Genomic DNA, 16,914 nt, shown 5'->3' with positions numbered 1-16,914 from the left:
GGATGCAGGTGCCGGAAGGATAATATAACTTGCGTCGTCTGCAGGTCCTGCCGGAGCGAGTGGGCGGGCTGAGGGGCGTCTCGGGACGCCTTCCGCCGGTTCTCGGTCGCCGAGGTGGACGTCCGTCCGCCGCGTTCCCGTCTCCCCGGACGGTTATTAGCCCGCGCCGTCCAAGCGTCGTACGAATGACCGAGATTCACCCCGACCAACGCGTCGCCATCCTCGCCGACGCGCAGAACCTCTACCACACGGCACAGAGCCTGTACTCGCGGAATATCGACTACTCGTCGCTCCTCCAGAAGGGGACGGCTGACCGCGCGCTCACCCGCGCCATCGCCTACGTCATCCGGGCGGATTCGCCCGACGAGGTGAGCTTTTTCGATGCACTCGTCGACATCGGTTTCGAGACGAAAATCAAGGACATCAAGACGTTCGGCGACGGCTCGAAGAAGGCCGACTGGGACCTCGGCATCGCGCTCGACGCGGTCAGTCTCGCCGACCACGTGGACACGGTCGTCCTCTGTTCGGGCGACGGCGACTTCGAGCGGCTCTGTACCCACCTCCGCCACGAGGGCGTCCGCGTCGAGGTGATGGCGTTCAGGGAGTCCACCGCCGAGGAACTCGTCGCGGCGGCGGACACGTTCATCGACCTCTCGGAGCGAAAAGAGACGTTCCTGCTGTAATCCCCGCCGACTACTCGAACTGCGGAATCGCCGAGTCGCCGTCGATGTCGGGGCCGGCCGTCCCGGTCGGGCCGTCGCTCCCGGCGTCGTGAGCCTCGAAGAAGGCGACCGCGTAGGTGTACTGGAACGCCGCGAGAACCGTCTGCGTCGCTATCGAGAGGACGGCGATGGCGGCGATTTCCGTCGGCGAGAAGCCGAGGCCGGCCTGCATCGCCGCCGGGTCCGCCGCGTTCTGTGCCTGCTGGACGTTCTGTATCGTCCGAAAGACGATGAGGCCCGTCGCGGGCACGCTAACCAGAATCCCGACCACGAACCGGATGGCGGAGTAGCCGAGGGAGGGGACGACGTTGTGCCGGACGAGCCGATAGCTCTCGCCGAACGCCTCGATTGCGCCCGCGTCGCCGACGACGACCGCGACGGGGTAGAACTGGACGAGGAAGATGACGGCGAGGTACGCCAGTCCGAGGAGGCCGAGGACGGCGATGCCGACGAGGAAGCCGCCGCCGAGGGCGAGGTTGGGGACGCCGCCACCACCCGTTGCGAGGCCGCCGAGGCCGAGCGAGACGGCCATGGCGACCATGACGATGACGAACACGATACCGAAGACGAGGACGATGCCGAGTTGGACGATGTTCGCGAGGAGCATGGGGACGTACTTCTCGCGGCCGACCGCCGTGAGCGTCGACAGCGAGGTCGAGCCTCCGCCCCCGCGGTCGACCGCCTCGTCGGCCATGCCGTAGAGACCGGCGGCGACGAACGGCGTGACGAAGAACGTCACCGCCGTGAGGACGGTCGGGACGAACGGTATCTGCGCCAACTGCGTGGCGAGTTGCGGGAGCGTGACGAGGCCCAAGGCGAGGCCGCCGAGGAACAGCACCGGGTTCGACCGGATGCCTCGGAGGGCGGTCTGGAGGGAGCTAATCGCGGCCATACCTCGACCTGTCGGTACGGTAATACGTAAAACGGGAGGGTCGAGACGCCGGCGTGGTCGGGTCCGTATCCGGGCCCGCGAGCGGGAATCAGGCCGTCGGCGTCGCCAGCCGAGCGGCGGTGGCGACCGCGCCGAGCGCCGCGATGGCGGCGAGCACCGTCGGGAGCCGCCAGTCGAGCGCCGTCTGCGTGAGAAGCGCACTGCTCGCGAGCAGCAGCGCGGTTCCCACGGCGGCGAGTCGAACGTCCACAGACATACTCCGAGGGCGGTCGGTCCCGTACTTAGGACTTTCCGTCTCGGGCGTGCGTGGTAGCTCGGCGCACGCGGTCGAACGGGACCGCGACCCACTTTAGCCGGCGGGGCAAAGGGCGGGGTATGACCGAAGGCCACGCGACCGATTTGGACGACCTCCGGGTCGTCGCCGACTACCAGTTCGGGGCCGGCGCGGGCGACGCGCTGTTCCCGGCGGATGCGGACATCGAACTCTCCCGCTCGCGGAGCGGCCGCCCGCGACAGGTGTACGTCGAGGGCGACCGCGTCACCTCCTACGGCACAGACGGCCGGTTCACGCTCGGCGTCGCCGGCGGCCGCCGCCTCTACGACAGTCTCGACGGCGACGCCTACGTCGTCCGCGTCGGCGACGAGTCGGTCCCGTTCGTCCGCGACGGCAAGAACGCCTTCGCGAAGTTCGTCACCGACGCCGACCCGGCGGTCCGCTCGGGCGACGAGGTGTGCGTCGTCGGTCCCGACGGCGACCTGCTGGGCGTCGGTCGCGCGGAGCTCTCCGCGGACGCGATGCTCGACTTCCAGACGGGGATGGCGGTTCGCGTCCGCGAGGGCGCGGACGAAGAGTGAGGTGAAGTCGGGGAACTCGGGCGGTATGTCTCTGCTGAGATTCTAGAGCGGTGAGAGAAACGGCGTGCGAGACGTAGAGGGTGAGTTCAGCACTTCTTCACATTCCCAGAAGACATATATCTTACACGGGGGTCGTTGATTTGTAATGCGTGTTACATTTTTTACCACTGCTTTGGTGATTCTGGTGATTAGCAGTGGGTGTCTTGGCTCTCCACCGAATCAAGGGAGAGATAACACTGAAACCGAAGGCACTGACCCCGAGATGAATCCCCCGGTGAATAAACTGATTATCGAAGATGGCTACTCTGGCAACTTCTCTGTTGTAATTATTGACCCATCTGAGGGAGCGGTATTCAATGAGAGTTACTCTGCGAACAATACCGAAGACATTGATTTGAGTGGACATTTCCCGGCGAGGGAAACGAGGACAGTAGAGACATTTGTCAATGACACCCGTGCTTGGAGAAAATCCATCGCGTGGTATGAGGGTTATATGTTGGAGATAAACGAAGACGGAACTATTCGTGAAGGAAACGTCGAAGTTTGAGAGGTATTGACCGACTCGCGCGCTCTATTCGGCACAGCCGCAACAAACCAGCACCGGCCAAGAAATCTGACGGAGCCGGTTTTCAGAGGTACGGTGCGAGTCCGAGCGCGGAGACGAGCGGGACGCCGGCGACGACCGAGCCGACGAGGTAGCCGCCGATTGCGCCGCCGTTGAGAAGCGGCAGGCCGGCGTGCGCCCGCCCTTTCATCACGGCCCACATCAGTCCAGAGAACCCGGCGAACGTCCCGACCATGGCGAGGAGCGCCGGGAGGTTGAGCGCCGGAAGCACGCCGAAGCCGAGCGACGGCGCTTCGGAGAAGAACGCACCCGAGGCGACCATCACGGTCGGCATGACCGCGTCGCCGAGACCGATGAAGAAGGCGTCGCGGTCGGCGGGGTCGGAGTCGTCGGCGTCGGTCGCCTCGGCGTCAGCCGTCTCCGCGTCAGCCGCCTCCGCCGGTTCGCCCCCGTCGGTCGCGTTCTCGCCGTCACCGACCTCGTTGGCGTCGCTGGCGAAGTCGTCGCCGAGAATCGAGTACGACAGCGTCGTCGGGATGACGAGCACGACCGGGATGCGGAGGTCCATCACGCCCTCCGCGAGGTCGAGCATGTGCTTCGTCTTGTAGACGCTGATGGCGTCGTAGATGGCGAGGACCGAGAGGAGCACGATTGCCGGCAACAGGCCGAAGCTGATGCCGAACAGGGCGGCCGCGCCCGCGCCCATGAGCGTTCCGGCGGCGTCGATGACGTACCACTCGGGGTAGACGAGCAGGGCGAGCGCGACGGCCGCCGAGAGGCCGACGGCGACGAGCGTGCTGGGAATGAGCGCGGCGAAGACGTACCACGCGAGCAGGCCGCTCGTGAAGACGATGACGAGGCGGATGAGCTGGTCGAGGTCGTACTTGAACGCCGCGAGCATGAACGCGGTCATGACGATAATCGCGCCGATGTAGAGGAGGCTGTTCGTCGGGTCGGTGGGGTCTTCGACCGTCTGGTACCCCTGTTCGAAGAACGTCGGCACGAGGGCGAGCGCACCCACCTGCACGACGAGGAAGATGAGGGCGGCGAGGGCGACCCCCCGATAGGCGCGGCGTGACATGCAGGGGCGTTCCCACCCGAGGGGTATGGGGGTTGCGCTCTGGCGTCGTCAGCGAGCGTAGAGCTTGCTCCCGACGAGCCGGGCGGGCGACCCGCTATCAGCCGTGACGGCGACGTAGGGACGGTCGACCGGACCGAACACGTCCACGATGCGGCCAACCGTCGACAGCGACTCGTCGAGGACCATCGTGCCGATGTCCGGCGTGTCGTCGTCGTCGAGGCGGACGATAGCGAGGCCCTGCGCCGTCCGGGAGACCGTGCCGATTCGCCGCATCAGTCGCGGAGGATTCCGACGTAGGCGGCGACCGCCTGCACGATGTCGTTTTTCGTGGCGTCGTCGGCGTTGTTCACGAGGACGCGCCCGCGGGTGTCGAACTCGCGGGAGTACCGCTTGCCCCGTTCGATGACGGCGTCGTAGCCGACCTGCTGGACGGCCTTCGCGATTTCGTCGACGGTCGGTTCTTCGACCGCCGCGGACTGGGCGACCCGCCGGCCCTCGCTACGCGAGAGAGAGGCGTCGAGGTAGGCGGGGTAGATGACGTTCTCGACCATACCCGTGTGTCCGCCATCCGACGGTAATACGGTTGTGGTCTCACGGAGCCGAGCGCGGGCAGGGAGAAACAGAGACGGCGTTGGTGTCTGCGCGGTTATCGCCGGCGCGCGAGCAGGGCGACCGCGCCGACGGCGGCGAGGCCGGCGACGACGCCGAACCCGGGCGCGTCGCTCTCGGTGGTCGATTCCGAGGACTCGGTCGTCGCGGTTGCCTCGGTGGCGTCGGTTGCAGTCGCGGCGGTCGCAGTCGCGTCCGCGGCCGTGGTCGTCGCGGTCGCGGTCGAGTCCGGCTCCGTCGCCGACTCGGTTTCGAGTTGTCGGTAGCGCTCGTAGGCGTCGGGGTGGACCGCTTCGAGAATCGCCTCGCTCGCCTCGATTGCTCGCGGGGCGGGCTGTTGGAGCTTGTGCGCCTCGATGACGATGACGTTGCCCTCCTGCATCGCGGTCGTGCTGTTGTACGCCGGACTGCTCGGGACGGGCGCGTGGTCGGGGACGACGATGTACTCGGGGTTCATCTCGACGACGAGCTCCTCGTTAATCTGTGCGAAGCCGGTGAGGTTCGCCTCCGCCGCGCCGTTGCGCAGGCCGGCGGTCGTCATGATGTCGGAGATGAACGTGCCCGACCCGGAGCTGTAGCCGAAAAAGGAGTTGAGGCCGACCGGGCGCTCCGCGCCGTCGAGGGCCGCTCGCATGTGTCGAATCGACTCGCGCATCTCGGCCGCGCGCTCGACGCCGGCCTCGCAGTTGCCGGTCATGCGGCCGACGCGCTCGGTCTTGTCGGCGACGGCGTCGAGCGACTTCCCGGACTCGAAGACGACGACCGAGATGTCCGCCGAGCGAAGCTGTGCGATGCGGTCGGGTTCGGCGTTGTACGAGGAGTTCGGGACGAGCACGAGGTCGGGCTCGAGACCGATGACGGCCTCGACGTTGAGCCCGCCGGAGCCGGAGACGTTCCCCTTTTCGGCCGCGCCGTCGAGGTACATGGCGTACTGCGAGACGCCGACGACCTCGTCGCGCGCGCCGAGTTCCCACATGGTCTGGGCGGCGCTCGGGTTCGTCGTGACGACACGCTCGGGGTCCTCGGCGATGGTGACGTCGGTCCCCGTGGCGTCGGTGACCGTCACCGGGAACGTACACGTCGCGGTCTGGTGCGATGCCGCCTGATCCACCGCGGCCACGGCCGGTGCCGGAATCCCGGCGAACACGGTCGCAAGCGTGAGCAGGGCGACGACGAGTTGTCGGTTCACGGTAGTGGCCTCAGCGGCTGTTCAATAAATATTTACCTACTGAAACCGCGGTTGTGCTCAATGAGCGTTCGAACGCGGGCGACCACGTGGTCGCTCGGTCTCTCCGGGCTCCTGCTTTTGGTCGTCGTCGCGAGCGCCGGAATCGGGGCCGTGACCATCCCGCCGCGGACCGTCGCCGCCATCCTCGCGGACGCGTTGCCCGTCCCCGTCGGCGTCTCTCTCGGCGGCGCGACGGCCCTCCCCGTCGTCGGGCCGGTTCCGACGCCGACGCTGGAGTTCGCCTCGCCGTTCGAGTTCGCCGTCCCCAGACCCGCCCGCATCATCGTGCTCTCGGTCCGCCTGCCCCGCATCCTCCTCGCGGCGCTCGTCGGCTTCGCGCTCGCCACCGCGGGAACCGTGATGCAGGGCTTCTTCCGCAACCCGATGGCCGACCCCTCCATCGTCGGCGTCTCCTCCGGGGCCGCCGTCGGCGCGGTCGCGACCATCGTGCTGTCGCTTTCGATTCCGTTCGGGATGGAGGGCGCGGCGTTCGTCAGCGCCGTCGTCACCGCCTTCGTCGTCTACCTCATCGCCACCGAGGGCGGTCGGACGCCCGTGGCGACCCTGCTTCTCGCGGGGGTCGCCGTCCAGACGTTCCTCGGCGCGGTCATCTCGTTTCTCCTCCTCCAGAGCGGCGAGAGCCTCCGGCAGGTCGTCTTCTGGCTCATGGGCCACCTCGCGGGCGCGACGTGGAGCGAGGTCGGCATGCTCGCCTTCGTCCTGCCGCTTCCCTTCGTGCTCCTCGTGGCCCACGCCCGCGACCTGAACGTCCTGCTCCTCGGCGAGGAGGACGCCCACGCCCTCGGCATCGAAGTCGAGCGGACGAAACAGCTCCTCCTCGCCACCGCGAGCGTCGTCACCGCCGCGGCCGTCTCGGTCTCCGGCGTCATCGGCTTCGTCGGCCTCGTCGTCCCCCACATGCTCCGGCTCCTCGTCGGCCCCGACCACCGGGTGTTGCTCCCGGCGTCGGCGCTGGCGGGCGCGTCGTTCCTCGTCGCCACCGACACCGTCGCCCGCTCCGGCGGCGCGGAGATTCCGGTCGGCGTCGTCACCGCCGCCGTGGGCGCGCCCTTCTTCCTCTATCTGCTCCGCACGCGGGAGGTGCGCTCGCCGTGACCGACCCCGACCGCCCCGGCGACGCGGACGCCCCCGGTTCCGACTCCCCCGCGACCGACTCCCCCGCGACCGACTCCCCCGCGACCGACTCCCCCGCGACCGACTCCCCCGCGACCGACTCCCCCGCGACCGACTCCCCCGCGACCGACTCCCCCGCGACCGACTCCCCCGATTCCGCCCCCTTCGGCGACGCCGACCCGGCGATTCGCCTCGACGACGTGTCGGTCTCCCTCGGCGGCCAGCGAATCCTCGACGCCGTCTCGGTCGACGTGGGCGAAGGCACGTTCGTCGGCCTCATCGGTCCCAACGGCGCGGGGAAGACGACGCTCCTCCGGGTCCTCAACGGCGCGCTCGCACCCGACGAGGGACGGGTTCGCGTCGCCGGCGAGGACGTCCACGCCCTGTCGTCGAAGGCGGCGAGCAGGGTCGTGGCGACGGTCCCCCAGACCACGAGCGTCACCTTCGACTTCCCCGTCCGCGACGTCGTCGAGATGGGCCGCACGCCCCACCGCGGGCGCTTCGAGGGCTGGCGCGAGCGCGACGAGACCGCCGTCGAGGCCGCCATGCGCCGGACCGCCGTCGAATCGCTCGCCGAGCGCCCCGTCACGGAAGTCAGCGGCGGCGAGCGCCAGCGCGTCCTCATCGCCCGCGCGCTGGCACAGGAGACGCCCGTCCTGCTCCTCGACGAGCCGACCGCCAGCCTCGACATCAACCACCAGGTCCGCACGCTCGAACTCGTCTCCGACCTCGTCGCGGACGGGACGACCGCGGTCGCGGCCATCCACGACCTCAACCTCGCGGCCCACTACTGCGACGCGCTGGTCCTCCTGTCGGGCGGGCGCGTCCTCGCGGCGGGCGACCCCGCGGCGGTGCTCTCCGAGGAGAACCTCCGCGAGGCGTTCGACGCCGAGGCGGTCGTCTCCCGCCACCCCGTCACCGGCTCGGTGTACGTGACCGCCCTCCCGCCAGCTTCGGACGACGCCAACGGCCGGGTCCACGTCGTCGGCGGGGGCGGCACCGGCGCGCGGGCGCTTCACCTGCTCTCGGCGGCCGGCTACGCCCTCTCCGCCGGCGCGCTCAACGAGGGCGACACCGACGCCGAGGCCGCCCGCCGGGTCGGCGCGGACCTCGTGACCGTGCCGCCGTACTCGCCGGTCGACGACGCCGCGCGGGCCGCGGTCGAGTCGCGGGTCGAAGCCGCCGACGTGACCGTCGTCGCCGACGTGGAGGTCGGCGGCGGCAACCTCGCAAACCTCGAAGCCGCGGCCGAGGCCGACCGCCTCGTCCTCGTCGAACAGCGACCGTTCTCGGAGCGGAACTACGCCGGCGACGACGGCTTCGCGGTCTACGAGCGCCTGCGGGAGCGCGGCCGAGTCGTCGAACCGGGCGACCTCCTGTCTGTCGTCGGCGAACTCGCCTGCGACTCGTTCCGGGAGCGCGACGGCGGCGCGAACGGTTCCGACGACGGCGAAGGCGGTTCCGACGACGGTGCAACCGGCTCCGAGGGCCGCGAGACGCCCGCGAGCGCCGACTCCACTGACTCCACCGACCGCGAATCGACCGACTCCGACACTGTCACCGACGGCCGAGCGTCGGACTTATTTTCCAGTTAAGCTGTCGTTGCTCGGTGCTACGGACAGTATATTCAAGCCCTGAGCGCGCGTCTAGTAGTACGATTTCTGAGAGGAACACGGCCATGAAACTCGCACTCATCGGTATCGGACAGGCTGGCGGCAAGGTAGTCGACGCCATCGTCGACTACGAGCGACGGACGAACACGGGGTTCGTCGTCGACGCAATCGCCGTCAACACGGCCCGCTCGGACCTCCGGGGGCTCCGAAACATCCCCGAGTCGCGGCAGGTGCTCGTCGGCCTGACCCGCGTCAAGGGCCACGGCGTCGGCGCGGACAACGAACTCGGCGCGGAGGTGACCGCAGAAGACGTCGGCGAGGTGCTCTCGATGGTCGACGACCTCCCGGTCCACGAGATAGACGCCTTCCTCGTCGTCGCCGGCCTCGGCGGCGGCACCGGCTCCGGCGGCGCGCCCGTCGTCGCGCGCGAACTGAAGCACATCTACACCGAGCCGGTCTACGGGCTCGGCGTCCTCCCCGCGCGGGACGAGGGCGGCATCTACACGCTCAACGCCGCGCGCTCCTTCCAGACGTTCGTCCGCGAGGTGGACAACCTCATCGTCTTCGACAACGACGCCTGGCGGAAGACCGGCGAGTCGCTCGAAGCGGGCTACGGCAGTATCAACGCCGAACTCGCCCGCCGCCTCGGCGTGCTGTTCAGCGCCGGCGAGGGCGACGGCTCCGGCGCGGTGGCGGAGTCCGTCGTGGACGCCTCCGAGATAATCAACACGCTCGCCAGCGGCGGCATCTCGACTATCGGCTACGCCTCCGTCGAACTCGACCGCCCGAAGCGCGGGCTTCTCTCCCGGCTCTCCGGCGGGGCGGCCGACGCCGAGGACGGCGGCGACTCGACGAACCGAATCACCAGCCTCGTGCGCCGCGCCGCGCTCGGCCGGCTCACGCTCCCCTGCGAGATTTCCGGCGCGGAGCGCGGCCTCGTCGTCGTCGCCGGGCCGCCGGACGTGCTCTCGCGCCGCGGCATCGAGCGCGCGCGGACGTGGCTCGAAGACGAGACCGGGACGATGGAGATTCGCGGCGGCGACTACCCCGTCGGGTCGAACTTCGTCGCCGCGGTCGTGCTCCTGTCGGGCGTCTACGACGTGCCGCGGGTGAAAGAACTGCAGGCGGTCGCCATCGAGACCCAACGCGACATGCTCGCCAAGCGCGAGTCGAGCGCGGCGTCGCTCGACGACCTCATCTCGACCGGCGACGACCGCATCGAACCGCTGTTCTGAGCCGCCTCCGAACGGTTCCTCTCACCTTCGTCCACGGGGAAGGGTCATAGTGCCGCGGTACCAACTGACGAACGATGGCCGAGTACCCGCTGAAACAACGCTTCGTGCTCGACACCTCGCTGTTTCTCTCCGAGGAGATTCGAGACGACGACGAGACGTTCGAGGAGGGAATCGAACGGCTCCTCGACACCATCGCCGCCGCGCGACTGGACCTGAACATCTCGTGTTACATGCCGCCGTCTATCGCCGCGGAGTTGGAACACATCCTGCGCGACCGCGGCGTCTCCGAGGACGTGCTCGGCAAACTCGACACGTGGGTCATCAAGAAACACCCCGACCGCTACGAGGTGTACATCCCCGCCGAGGTCGTCTACCGATTCATCGACGAGATGTCCGACCGGGTCAACCGCGGCCTCCGCGTCTCCGAGAAGGCCGTCCGCAAGGCCGAGGAGTCGAAACAGCGCTCCAACGGCGGGTCGAAGCTCTCCGACGTGGACAAGGTCATCTCCGACCTCCGCGAGGACTACCGCGGCGCGCTCAGACAGGGCGTCCTCGACTCCCGGGAGGACTTCGACCTCCTCATCCTCGCGCGCGAACTGAACGCCGGCGTCGTCACGGAAGACACCGGCATCATCAGTTGGGCCGCCGACTTCGGCCTCCGGAACCTCCGCGGGCGGGCGTTTCCGACCCTCTTAGAAGAGTACCTCATGGCGCTCGACAGCCCCCGCCCGTGGCACAGGGGCGACGACGGCGTCGACGCCGACCGACTGTAACCCGGCTGTCACGCTCACTGCAGACCGCTACTCCATCGAGTCGAGGTCGACGAAGCTCCCCTCGAACGCCGAGAGCCACTGCGTCAGTTGGGCTTCGGGCGTCGCGTCCGCCGGGTAAATCGTGCACTCCTCGCGCCCGTCGGGATGGGTGGTCAGCCGCGACGCGAGCCGCGGGCGGACGGGCTGTTCGCCCCCCGAGTCCGGCGGATGAACCGGCTCCGACCCCATCAGCGGTCTCCACCGAGGGCGACTTCGAGTCCCCGGTCGTCGTTCAGCGACACCGTGACCGACTCGACGCTCGACCGGTACTGGTGCGTGTGGGTCCCGTTGGCCCGCAGTTGAAGCGTCTCTTCGAGCAACGCCGCCTCCGAGAGCTGTTCGACTTTCCGGTACGTCGTCGACAGCGGGACGTTGCACGCCTCGGAGAGGCCCTGTGCGGTCATCGGCTCGGTCGCACCCTGAAGGGTGGTGAGGATTCGCCGGCACGCGCGGTCCGACAGCGCTTCCAGCACCTGTTCCGCCTCCAGTTCGGCGGGCTTCGGTCCGGTCGGTTTGCGTCTGAGGCCGGTCTGCATGCTCACTCGTAGATTCGCCCGCGTCGCCCGTCGAAGGGCACCCAGAATATGCAGGGCGCTTTATACTCCACGCGACCGGCCGCGCCCCGTTCGACGGGGGCGGCGACTGGAAACGGACCACGATATAAAGGCCCGGTGTATCGGGGGTGTTTATATCAGGGGCTGGGGCGACTTCGTACTCTTATGACGAGCGCAGCGGGCATCAGAGCGGAGTTGAAAGTGACGGGGCCGGACGGCTGTCCCGTCGCGACGGTCTCCGAGGGCGACACCTCGGGCTACGCGCTCTCGCGGAGCATGGCTCCCAACGAGCGCGGGTCGGTCGTCGAGGAGTTCGTCTTCGACGACGACACCGAGGTCCCCGAGGAGATGGAGCGGCTGTTCGAGTACGGCGACGGGAGCGTCTACCGGTTCGACCGCGAGGGCGGCATCGGCTGTCCCTGCGAGCGCGTCGAGGCGTTCGACTGCCCGGTCGTGGACGTCCAGACGCGCGACGGCGCGCTGTTTCTGACGTTCCACGCCCCCGACATCGACACGCTCCGCGACGTGGTCGCCTCCCTCCGGGAGTCGTCGGGGTCGGTGGACGTGCGCCGACTGCTCCAGTCGTCGACCGACGAGTCGCGGGACCTCGTGTTGGTCGAGCGCGGCCAGCTCACCGACCGCCAGCGCGAGGTGCTGGAGACGGCCCACGAGATGGGCTACTTCGACCACCCGCGGCGCGCGAACAAAGGCGAGGTCGCGACCGAACTCGGCATCACGACCTCGACGTTCTCCGAGCACCTCGCCATGGCACAGAAGAAGCTCATGGGTGCCATCCTTCAGGGGTGACGAGATGAGACGTGTCGACGGGATATCAGTCCCCCGCGAATGCAGGGTGCGCCCCCTCGGGTCCTCGCGGCGTACCACTAGTCGGTGAGCAACAATGCGCGAGTTCGACGTGACCTGTCCCGAGTGCGGCGAGCGCTACCGGGTCAACGAGCCGATGATGCGGACGCTCCGGGAGACCGGCTGTGTCCTCTGTACCGCGCCGCTGAACGACGCCCCGAAGTCCGCGTGACGCCGACGCCGGACGATTTGCCCGCTGACTGAGGGAGTCTCGTCCGGAACGACGCGAGGATAGTGCCGACGCCGCGGCCGCTTACGCTTATTCGACGACGACGACGCCGACCATGCCGAGCGTCTCGTGGGGAACACAGACGTACCTGTACTCGCCGGATTCTTCGAACGTGTACTCGAAGGTGTGGCCCTCCGAGACGGTGAGCTCCGACTCGAACAGCCCGTCTTCGCGGTTGACGACGTTGTGGGTGCCGCCGTTTCCGGTCCACTCCCAGACGACCGTCGTCCCCGGGGAAACTTCTATCGCGGCCGGAGCGAACGCGTAGCCGCCGCCGTTACCGCCCGCGCCGACCGCGACCGTGACGCTGTCCTGTCCCGTCAGGTCGTGGACGCCGTCGTAGTTCCCCGTCCGGTCGAACCAGCCGCCGAAGTCCCGCATCTCGTGTTCGAGGGTGCCTTCTTCGTCGGACGAGTCGCCGCCCCCGTCGCCCGCGCCGCCGGAGCCGCCGCCGGACGAACTCGAACAGCCCGCCAGGAGCGCGATACCTGTCGACGCCGCCGTTGCGTGGAGAAACGACCGCCGGGAGAACCGTTTCGTCATTAGCTGGCGCTAGTGAGTGGCCGAACAAGTCGAAAGCTTCGATTCCCGCGCGCTGAAAACGGGCGAAACGAGCGTGGCCCTCCCGCCCGAAGGCGACGGCATGGACGACGACGACCCGAGGCGACGACCGCGAATCGACGGCACCCGCCAGTGGGAAGTGTTCTACCGCGACGCGCCGACCGAGCCGATGCGCCACGTCGGGAGCGTTACCGCGCCCTCCGAGGACCTTGCGACCGAGCAGGCGCGGACGCTGTTCGGCGTCGACGGCGACGCGGACCTCTGGCTCGCGCCGGCCGACGAGTTCCTCCGGCTCGGCGGGAACGACCTCGCGGCGAAAGGCGAGGGGTCGAACGGCGGAACGGAGCGCGGCGACGCCGCGGGAGACGCCCGCGGAGCCGAAAACGGGGTGTCGGCCGAGTGATTTCCATCAGCAAGCTCCTGTGCGGACAGGGAGCCGAGGGCGACGGCCTCCGCTACGACGACCCCGACGCCGACGTCGAGCAGATACGCGAGGAGAAACAGAAGCGCCCGGTCGTGGTCTGGAACACGACGCGGCGCTGTAACCTCTACTGCGAACACTGCTACGCCGGGGCCGACCTCGACCCCGCGCAGGGCGAACTGTCGACCGCCGAGGCGAAGGGGCTCATCGACGACCTCGCGGCCTACGACGTGCCCGTCCTCCTGTTTTCGGGCGGCGAACCGCTCGTCCGCGAAGACCTCGTCGAACTCGTCGACTACGCCACCGACGCCGGCATCCGGGCGGTGCTTTCGACCAACGGGACGCTCATCACCGAGGAGAAGGCCCGGGCGCTCCGCGACGCCGGCCTCTCGTACGCCGGCGTCTCCGTCGACGGCTTGGAGGAGCGCAACGACCGCTTCCGCGGGAAAGACGGCGCGTTCGACGCCGCCGTCCGCGGCATCGAAAACTGCCTCTCGGTGGGGCTCAAGACCGGTCTCCGGTACACCATCACCGAGCACAACGCCGCCGACATGGAGGACGTGGTCGACCTGCTGTACGACGTGGGCGTCGACCGCTTCTGTTTCTACCACCTCGACTACGGCGGCCGCGGCGGCGACATCGCCGACGCCGACCTCGACGACGAGGCCCAGCGCCGCGCCGTCCGCCGGCTGTTCGACATGACCCGCGAGTACCACGCCGAGGGCGAGGAGATAGAGACGCTTCTGGTCGGCAACTACGCCGACTCCGCCTACGTGGTCGAGTACGCTCACGACGAACTCGACGCCGACCACGCCGAGCGGATTCACCGGTACCTCCGCGTCAACGGCGGCGACCCGACCGGCGAGCGCGTCGCCGACGTGGACTACCGCGGCGACGTCCACCTCACGCAGTTCTGGCAGGGCTACAGCCTCGGCAACGTCCGGGACCGCCCGTTCGGCGACATCTGGGACGACGAGTCGAACCCGCTTCTCGCCAAGCTCCGCGAGCGGGGAGAACATCTCACCGGCAAGTGCGCGACCTGCCAGTATCAGGACGTCTGCCGCGGTTCCTCGCGGCTTCGGTCGCTCGCGGCGACGGGCGAACTGTTCGGCCCCGACCCGCAGTGTTACCTGACGCCCGAGGAGCGCGGCGCGGGTGCCGACGCGACTCCGGGCGCGGCCGACTGAAGTTCCCTTTCACCCGCTGGGAACGCACCCCACGCTTATTTTTCGGCGAGTCCAACCGCGGCTATGGAAACCAAACGAGGGGTGCCGAACATCCTCGGGAACGGGCTCGTCGGCGTCGGTCTCGTCATCTTCGCCGTCGCGGTCGCGGACGCGGTCGGCGTCGTGGACGCGCGCTTTTCGCCGGGCGTCTACCTGATTTTCGTGGCGGTTAGCTTCATCCTCGCGTGGCTGTTGCGGTCTTTGACGTAGGGCGCATCGAACAGAAATCGAGAGAAAACGGAACGCAGAGCGCCCGCGAGAGCGCGATGCCGCCGACGCTCGCTTACTCGGCCGCGCCCGCGGCCGCCTGCTTCTCCTCGCGTTCGAGCTCTTCGAGGTAGTCGTCGGCGTCGAGGGCGGCCTTCACGCCCATGCCACCGGCGGTCGCGGCCTGCTGGTAGTGGTAGTCGACCACGTCGCCCGCGGCGAAGATGCCGGGCACGTCGGTCGCGGTCTGGCCGCCGCCGGAGCCGCCCTTGGCGATGATGTAGCCGTCGTCGTCGCGCTGGACGCCCGTGCCGTCGAGGTAGTCGGCGTTCGGCGTGTGGCCGATGGCGTAGAACACCGCGCCCACGTCGAAGTCGAACTCCTCGGTCTCGGGGTCGTCGAGCTTGTCGCTCGGGTGGCCCTCGGGGTTGCGGACGAGCGTCACGTGGTCGACGCCCTCCTCGGGCGAGCCGTGAAGCTCCGTCGCCTCGGTGTTGAGCATGAGTTCGATTTCGCCCTCGTCGACCTTCTCCATCAGGCGGTCGACCCAGTAGTCCTCGGCGCGGAACTCCTCGCGGCGGTGGACGAGGTACACCGTCGACGCGAACTTGGTGAGGAAGTTGGCCTCCTCGACGGCGGCGTCGCCCCCGCCGATGACCATGATTTTCTCGTCGCGGAAGAACGCGCCGTCACAGGTCGCACACGTCGACAGCCCGTAGCCCATCAGGTTCTCCTCGCCGGGGATGCCGAGGGTGCGGGCCGACGCGCCCGACGCCGCGATGAGGGCGTCCGCGGTGTACACGTCGCCGTTCTTGAGCGTGACCGTGAAGGGGCGCTCCGAGGCGTCAACGTCCTCGATGATGCCGTGGCGAATCTCCGTGCCGAAGCGCTCGGCCTGCGCTTTCATGTTGTTGATGAGCTCCGGCCCGGAGATGCCCTCGGGGAAGCCGGGGTAGTTGTCGACCTCGGTCGTGAGCGTGAGCTGTCCGCCCGGCTCGTCGCCCTCCAGCACCAGCGGCTCGTTGTTGGACCGGGCGGCGTAGATGGCCGACGAGAGCCCGGAGATGCCCGAGCCGGCGATGATGAGCTTCCTGTGTTCCACGAACGAATCGGCGTCCTCTGTCATGTGCGATAGTTCGCTACACCGGCGTCTTAAGGTTTCGCTGTATTGCGAGGAGTGCTACACCACCGCCACGACAAGGCATGCCACGGTGTCCGCGCCCCGCGGAGCGAAAGACCGGTATCCGTCGCCGACGCATCACTCCGCATGGCCGCCGACCTACGGGAGAAGACGAACCGCTACGAGGGGATGCTCGCCGACGCGCTCGACGAGGCGGTGCAGGCCGTCCCCGACGAGACGCCGCTCGGCGACGCCGCCGCCGACTGTCTGGAGATGGCCGAGTCATACCTCGACGACGGCCGACACTTCAAAGCCGACGACGACTGGGTCAACGCGCTGGCGTCGTTTTCGTACGGCTACGGCTGGCTCGACGCGGGTGTCAGGATGGGGCTGTTCGATATTCCGGACGACTCGCACCTGTTTACGATGTGACGACCCTCGCACCTGCCTCATCCCTGTTCGCCGTGTGACCGATTTTTCTCCGCCGGGCGCGTACGACAGGCGAACAGATGTCCCCGACCGCCGTCCCTAACCGCGTTTCGGACGCACAGCGAACGCTCGAACAGCGGTTCGCCAACCCGTTTCTGCGTCGCGTGCTCCGCTCGCCGCTCCATCGACTCGCCAGTCGCTGGTTCGCGCTCGTCTCCTACGTCGGCCCTAAGAGCGGCCGACGGTACACGTTCCCCGTCGCCTACGCCGTCGCGGGCGGCGGCATCGTCGCCGTCACGCCGAAGGCGGAGAGCAACTGGTGGAAGAACTTCCGCCGGCCGATGGCGTGCCGCCTGTGGTACCGCGGCCAGCGACGCGAGGCGACCGGCGAGGTCGTCACGGGCGAGTTCGCCGCGGACCTCCTCGACCGCTACGCCGCGGCCCACGGCCTCTTAGCTCGCGAACTCGGAATCCCGGAACAGGGTGCGGGTCGCGTCGCCGGCGGCGAGGCGGCGCGCGACGACTTCGCGGTCGTGCTGTTTCGGTTCGACTGACGA

24 protein-coding genes are annotated in these 16,914 nt (G+C 68.5%); 14 read left to right on the top strand and 10 right to left on the bottom strand.

Features of this window, described 5'->3' with window-relative positions:
- Positions 1-185: 185 nt before the first annotated feature.
- Positions 186-683 (top strand): LabA-like NYN domain-containing protein, encoded by a 498-nt coding sequence (locus C438_RS16860; protein ID WP_004970915.1) that lies wholly within the window; start codon positions 186-188, stop codon positions 681-683.
- A 10-nt stretch (positions 684-693) separates the two neighbouring features.
- Here C438_RS16860 and C438_RS16855 read toward each other — a convergent pair whose 3' ends face one another.
- Both C438_RS16855 and C438_RS19540 read right to left on the bottom strand, forming a co-directional pair.
- Positions 694-1,614, bottom strand: a complete 921-nt coding sequence (locus tag C438_RS16855) for a DUF7847 domain-containing protein (RefSeq protein ID WP_004970914.1) — start codon at positions 1,612-1,614, stop codon at positions 694-696.
- Positions 1,615-1,702: 88 nt separating this feature from the next.
- On the bottom strand, positions 1,703-1,870 hold the full coding sequence (locus C438_RS19540; protein ID WP_160166872.1) for a hypothetical protein: 168 nt from the start codon (positions 1,868-1,870) through the stop codon (positions 1,703-1,705).
- A 119-nt stretch (positions 1,871-1,989) separates the two neighbouring features.
- Here C438_RS19540 and C438_RS16850 point away from each other — a divergent pair, with 119 nt between their 5' ends.
- Positions 1,990-2,469 carry a PUA domain-containing protein gene (locus C438_RS16850; RefSeq protein ID WP_004970910.1) on the top strand — a complete coding sequence of 160 codons (480 nt, stop codon included), beginning with the start codon at positions 1,990-1,992 and terminating at the stop codon, positions 2,467-2,469.
- A 145-nt stretch (positions 2,470-2,614) separates the two neighbouring features.
- Entirely contained in the window at positions 2,615-3,016 is a 402-nt protein-coding gene (locus tag C438_RS19445) for a hypothetical protein (RefSeq protein WP_152421781.1), read from the top strand.
- An 82-nt stretch (positions 3,017-3,098) separates the two neighbouring features.
- Here C438_RS19445 and C438_RS16845 read toward each other — a convergent pair whose 3' ends face one another.
- The 4 genes from C438_RS16845 to C438_RS16830 form a co-directional block, all read right to left on the bottom strand.
- Positions 3,099-4,115 carry a presenilin family intramembrane aspartyl protease PSH gene (locus tag C438_RS16845; protein WP_004970909.1) on the bottom strand — a complete coding sequence of 339 codons (1,017 nt, stop codon included), beginning with the start codon at positions 4,113-4,115 and terminating at the stop codon, positions 3,099-3,101.
- Between the two features lie 48 nt (positions 4,116-4,163).
- On the bottom strand, positions 4,164-4,388 hold the full coding sequence (locus C438_RS16840; RefSeq protein ID WP_004043829.1) for an H/ACA ribonucleoprotein complex subunit GAR1: 225 nt from the start codon (positions 4,386-4,388) through the stop codon (positions 4,164-4,166).
- Positions 4,388-4,666, bottom strand: coding sequence for a signal recognition particle subunit SRP19 (gene srp19 / locus C438_RS16835; RefSeq protein ID WP_004970908.1), 279 nt, complete (start codon positions 4,664-4,666; stop codon positions 4,388-4,390). Before srp19 ends, C438_RS16840 begins: the two co-directional genes overlap by 1 nt.
- Positions 4,667-4,761: 95 nt before the next feature.
- Positions 4,762-5,913 carry a PGF-CTERM-anchored ABC transporter substrate-binding protein gene (locus C438_RS16830; RefSeq protein ID WP_004970907.1) on the bottom strand — a complete coding sequence of 384 codons (1,152 nt, stop codon included), beginning with the start codon at positions 5,911-5,913 and terminating at the stop codon, positions 4,762-4,764.
- Positions 5,914-5,973: 60 nt separating this feature from the next.
- On the opposite strand from C438_RS16830, the gene btuC reads away from it, so the two are divergent.
- The 4 genes from btuC to C438_RS16810 all read left to right on the top strand — a co-directional run bounded on the left by btuC (position 5,974) and on the right by C438_RS16810 (position 10,707).
- Complete coding sequence (gene btuC, locus C438_RS16825; protein ID WP_004970906.1) at positions 5,974-7,068, top strand: vitamin B12 ABC transporter permease BtuC; 1,095 nt, start codon at positions 5,974-5,976, stop codon at positions 7,066-7,068.
- A complete protein-coding gene (locus C438_RS16820; protein ID WP_004970905.1) occupies positions 7,065-8,681 on the top strand; it encodes a heme ABC transporter ATP-binding protein in 1,617 nt (538 codons plus the stop codon). Before btuC ends, C438_RS16820 begins: the two co-directional genes overlap by 4 nt.
- Before the next feature lie 83 nt (positions 8,682-8,764).
- A complete protein-coding gene (cetZ3, locus tag C438_RS16815) occupies positions 8,765-9,934 on the top strand; it encodes a tubulin-like protein CetZ3 (RefSeq protein WP_004970904.1) in 1,170 nt (389 codons plus the stop codon).
- A gap of 74 nt (positions 9,935-10,008) precedes the next feature.
- Complete coding sequence (locus C438_RS16810; RefSeq protein WP_004970903.1) at positions 10,009-10,707, top strand: RNA ligase partner protein; 699 nt, start codon at positions 10,009-10,011, stop codon at positions 10,705-10,707.
- A gap of 27 nt (positions 10,708-10,734) precedes the next feature.
- Here C438_RS16810 and C438_RS16805 read toward each other — a convergent pair whose 3' ends face one another.
- Positions 10,735-10,935, bottom strand: coding sequence for a DUF7511 domain-containing protein (locus tag C438_RS16805; protein WP_004970902.1), 201 nt, complete (start codon positions 10,933-10,935; stop codon positions 10,735-10,737).
- Positions 10,935-11,282, bottom strand: coding sequence for a winged helix-turn-helix domain-containing protein (locus C438_RS16800; RefSeq protein ID WP_004970901.1), 348 nt, complete (start codon positions 11,280-11,282; stop codon positions 10,935-10,937). Before C438_RS16800 ends, C438_RS16805 begins: the two co-directional genes overlap by 1 nt.
- 183 nt (positions 11,283-11,465) lie before the next feature.
- Between C438_RS16800 and C438_RS16795 the strand changes: the two genes are divergently transcribed.
- Positions 11,466-12,107, top strand: coding sequence for a helix-turn-helix domain-containing protein (locus C438_RS16795; RefSeq protein WP_004970900.1), 642 nt, complete (start codon positions 11,466-11,468; stop codon positions 12,105-12,107).
- 94 nt (positions 12,108-12,201) lie between these two features.
- Positions 12,202-12,336 (top strand): DUF7560 family zinc ribbon protein, encoded by a 135-nt coding sequence (locus tag C438_RS20125; protein ID WP_004970899.1) that lies wholly within the window; start codon positions 12,202-12,204, stop codon positions 12,334-12,336.
- Positions 12,337-12,423: 87 nt separating this feature from the next.
- On the opposite strand, the gene C438_RS16790 is transcribed toward C438_RS20125, so the two are convergent.
- The gene (locus tag C438_RS16790; RefSeq protein WP_004970898.1) at positions 12,424-12,936 is read right to left on the bottom strand and encodes a halocyanin domain-containing protein; all 513 of its coding nucleotides are present in this window, start codon (positions 12,934-12,936) and stop codon (positions 12,424-12,426) included.
- A gap of 73 nt (positions 12,937-13,009) precedes the next feature.
- Between C438_RS16790 and C438_RS16785 the strand changes: the two genes are divergently transcribed.
- The 3 genes from C438_RS16785 (at position 13,010) to C438_RS16775 (ending at position 14,811) form a co-directional block, all read left to right on the top strand.
- Positions 13,010-13,357 (top strand): Htur_1727 family rSAM-partnered candidate RiPP, encoded by a 348-nt coding sequence (locus C438_RS16785; RefSeq protein ID WP_394295251.1) that lies wholly within the window; start codon positions 13,010-13,012, stop codon positions 13,355-13,357.
- Positions 13,354-14,562, top strand: a complete 1,209-nt coding sequence (locus tag C438_RS16780) for a TIGR04347 family pseudo-SAM/SPASM protein (protein WP_004970896.1) — start codon at positions 13,354-13,356, stop codon at positions 14,560-14,562. Before C438_RS16785 ends, C438_RS16780 begins: the two co-directional genes overlap by 4 nt.
- Before the next feature lie 63 nt (positions 14,563-14,625).
- Positions 14,626-14,811, top strand: a complete 186-nt coding sequence (locus tag C438_RS16775; RefSeq protein WP_049918190.1) for a hypothetical protein — start codon at positions 14,626-14,628, stop codon at positions 14,809-14,811.
- 73 nt (positions 14,812-14,884) lie between these two features.
- On the opposite strand, the gene C438_RS16770 is transcribed toward C438_RS16775, so the two are convergent.
- The gene (locus C438_RS16770; protein WP_004970894.1) at positions 14,885-15,934 is read right to left on the bottom strand and encodes an NAD(P)/FAD-dependent oxidoreductase; all 1,050 of its coding nucleotides are present in this window, start codon (positions 15,932-15,934) and stop codon (positions 14,885-14,887) included.
- Between the two features lie 141 nt (positions 15,935-16,075).
- On the opposite strand from C438_RS16770, the gene C438_RS16765 reads away from it, so the two are divergent.
- Entirely contained in the window at positions 16,076-16,360 is a 285-nt protein-coding gene (locus C438_RS16765; protein ID WP_004970893.1) for a DUF357 domain-containing protein, read from the top strand.
- Between the two features lie 77 nt (positions 16,361-16,437).
- Entirely contained in the window at positions 16,438-16,911 is a 474-nt protein-coding gene (locus tag C438_RS16760; protein ID WP_004970892.1) for a hypothetical protein, read from the top strand.
- The last annotated feature ends 3 nt before the right edge of the window (positions 16,912-16,914 follow it).

Source organism: Haloferax denitrificans ATCC 35960, from assembly GCF_000337795.1.
Lineage (GTDB): Archaea > Halobacteriota > Halobacteria > Halobacteriales > Haloferacaceae > Haloferax > Haloferax denitrificans.
Note: the sequence above shows the minus strand (reverse complement) of the source record. Positions and strands in the feature narration are given on the sequence as shown.

Excerpts from the sequence above, each read along its gene's own strand:
- C438_RS16860 (WP_004970915.1), top strand. The coding sequence starts at position 186 with ATGACCGAGATTCACCCCGACCAACGCGTCGCCATCCTCGCCGACGCG.
- C438_RS16855 (WP_004970914.1), bottom strand. The coding sequence starts at position 1,614 with ATGGCCGCGATTAGCTCCCTCCAGACCGCCCTCCGAGGCATCCGGTCG.
- C438_RS19540 (WP_160166872.1), bottom strand. The coding sequence starts at position 1,870 with ATGTCTGTGGACGTTCGACTCGCCGCCGTGGGAACCGCGCTGCTGCTC.
- C438_RS16850 (WP_004970910.1), top strand. The coding sequence starts at position 1,990 with ATGACCGAAGGCCACGCGACCGATTTGGACGACCTCCGGGTCGTCGCC.
- C438_RS19445 (WP_152421781.1), top strand. The coding sequence starts at position 2,615 with ATGCGTGTTACATTTTTTACCACTGCTTTGGTGATTCTGGTGATTAGC.
- C438_RS16845 (WP_004970909.1), bottom strand. The coding sequence starts at position 4,115 with ATGTCACGCCGCGCCTATCGGGGGGTCGCCCTCGCCGCCCTCATCTTC.
- C438_RS16840 (WP_004043829.1), bottom strand. The coding sequence starts at position 4,388 with ATGCGGCGAATCGGCACGGTCTCCCGGACGGCGCAGGGCCTCGCTATC.
- srp19 (WP_004970908.1), bottom strand. The coding sequence starts at position 4,666 with ATGGTCGAGAACGTCATCTACCCCGCCTACCTCGACGCCTCTCTCTCG.
- btuC (WP_004970906.1), top strand. The coding sequence starts at position 5,974 with ATGAGCGTTCGAACGCGGGCGACCACGTGGTCGCTCGGTCTCTCCGGG.
- cetZ3 (WP_004970904.1), top strand. The coding sequence starts at position 8,765 with ATGAAACTCGCACTCATCGGTATCGGACAGGCTGGCGGCAAGGTAGTC.
- C438_RS16810 (WP_004970903.1), top strand. The coding sequence starts at position 10,009 with ATGGCCGAGTACCCGCTGAAACAACGCTTCGTGCTCGACACCTCGCTG.
- C438_RS16805 (WP_004970902.1), bottom strand. The coding sequence starts at position 10,935 with ATGGGGTCGGAGCCGGTTCATCCGCCGGACTCGGGGGGCGAACAGCCC.
- C438_RS16800 (WP_004970901.1), bottom strand. The coding sequence starts at position 11,282 with ATGCAGACCGGCCTCAGACGCAAACCGACCGGACCGAAGCCCGCCGAA.
- C438_RS16795 (WP_004970900.1), top strand. The coding sequence starts at position 11,466 with ATGACGAGCGCAGCGGGCATCAGAGCGGAGTTGAAAGTGACGGGGCCG.
- C438_RS20125 (WP_004970899.1), top strand. The coding sequence starts at position 12,202 with ATGCGCGAGTTCGACGTGACCTGTCCCGAGTGCGGCGAGCGCTACCGG.
- C438_RS16790 (WP_004970898.1), bottom strand. The coding sequence starts at position 12,936 with ATGACGAAACGGTTCTCCCGGCGGTCGTTTCTCCACGCAACGGCGGCG.
- C438_RS16775 (WP_049918190.1), top strand. The coding sequence starts at position 14,626 with ATGGAAACCAAACGAGGGGTGCCGAACATCCTCGGGAACGGGCTCGTC.
- C438_RS16770 (WP_004970894.1), bottom strand. The coding sequence starts at position 15,934 with ATGACAGAGGACGCCGATTCGTTCGTGGAACACAGGAAGCTCATCATC.
- C438_RS16765 (WP_004970893.1), top strand. The coding sequence starts at position 16,076 with ATGGCCGCCGACCTACGGGAGAAGACGAACCGCTACGAGGGGATGCTC.
- C438_RS16760 (WP_004970892.1), top strand. The coding sequence starts at position 16,438 with ATGTCCCCGACCGCCGTCCCTAACCGCGTTTCGGACGCACAGCGAACG.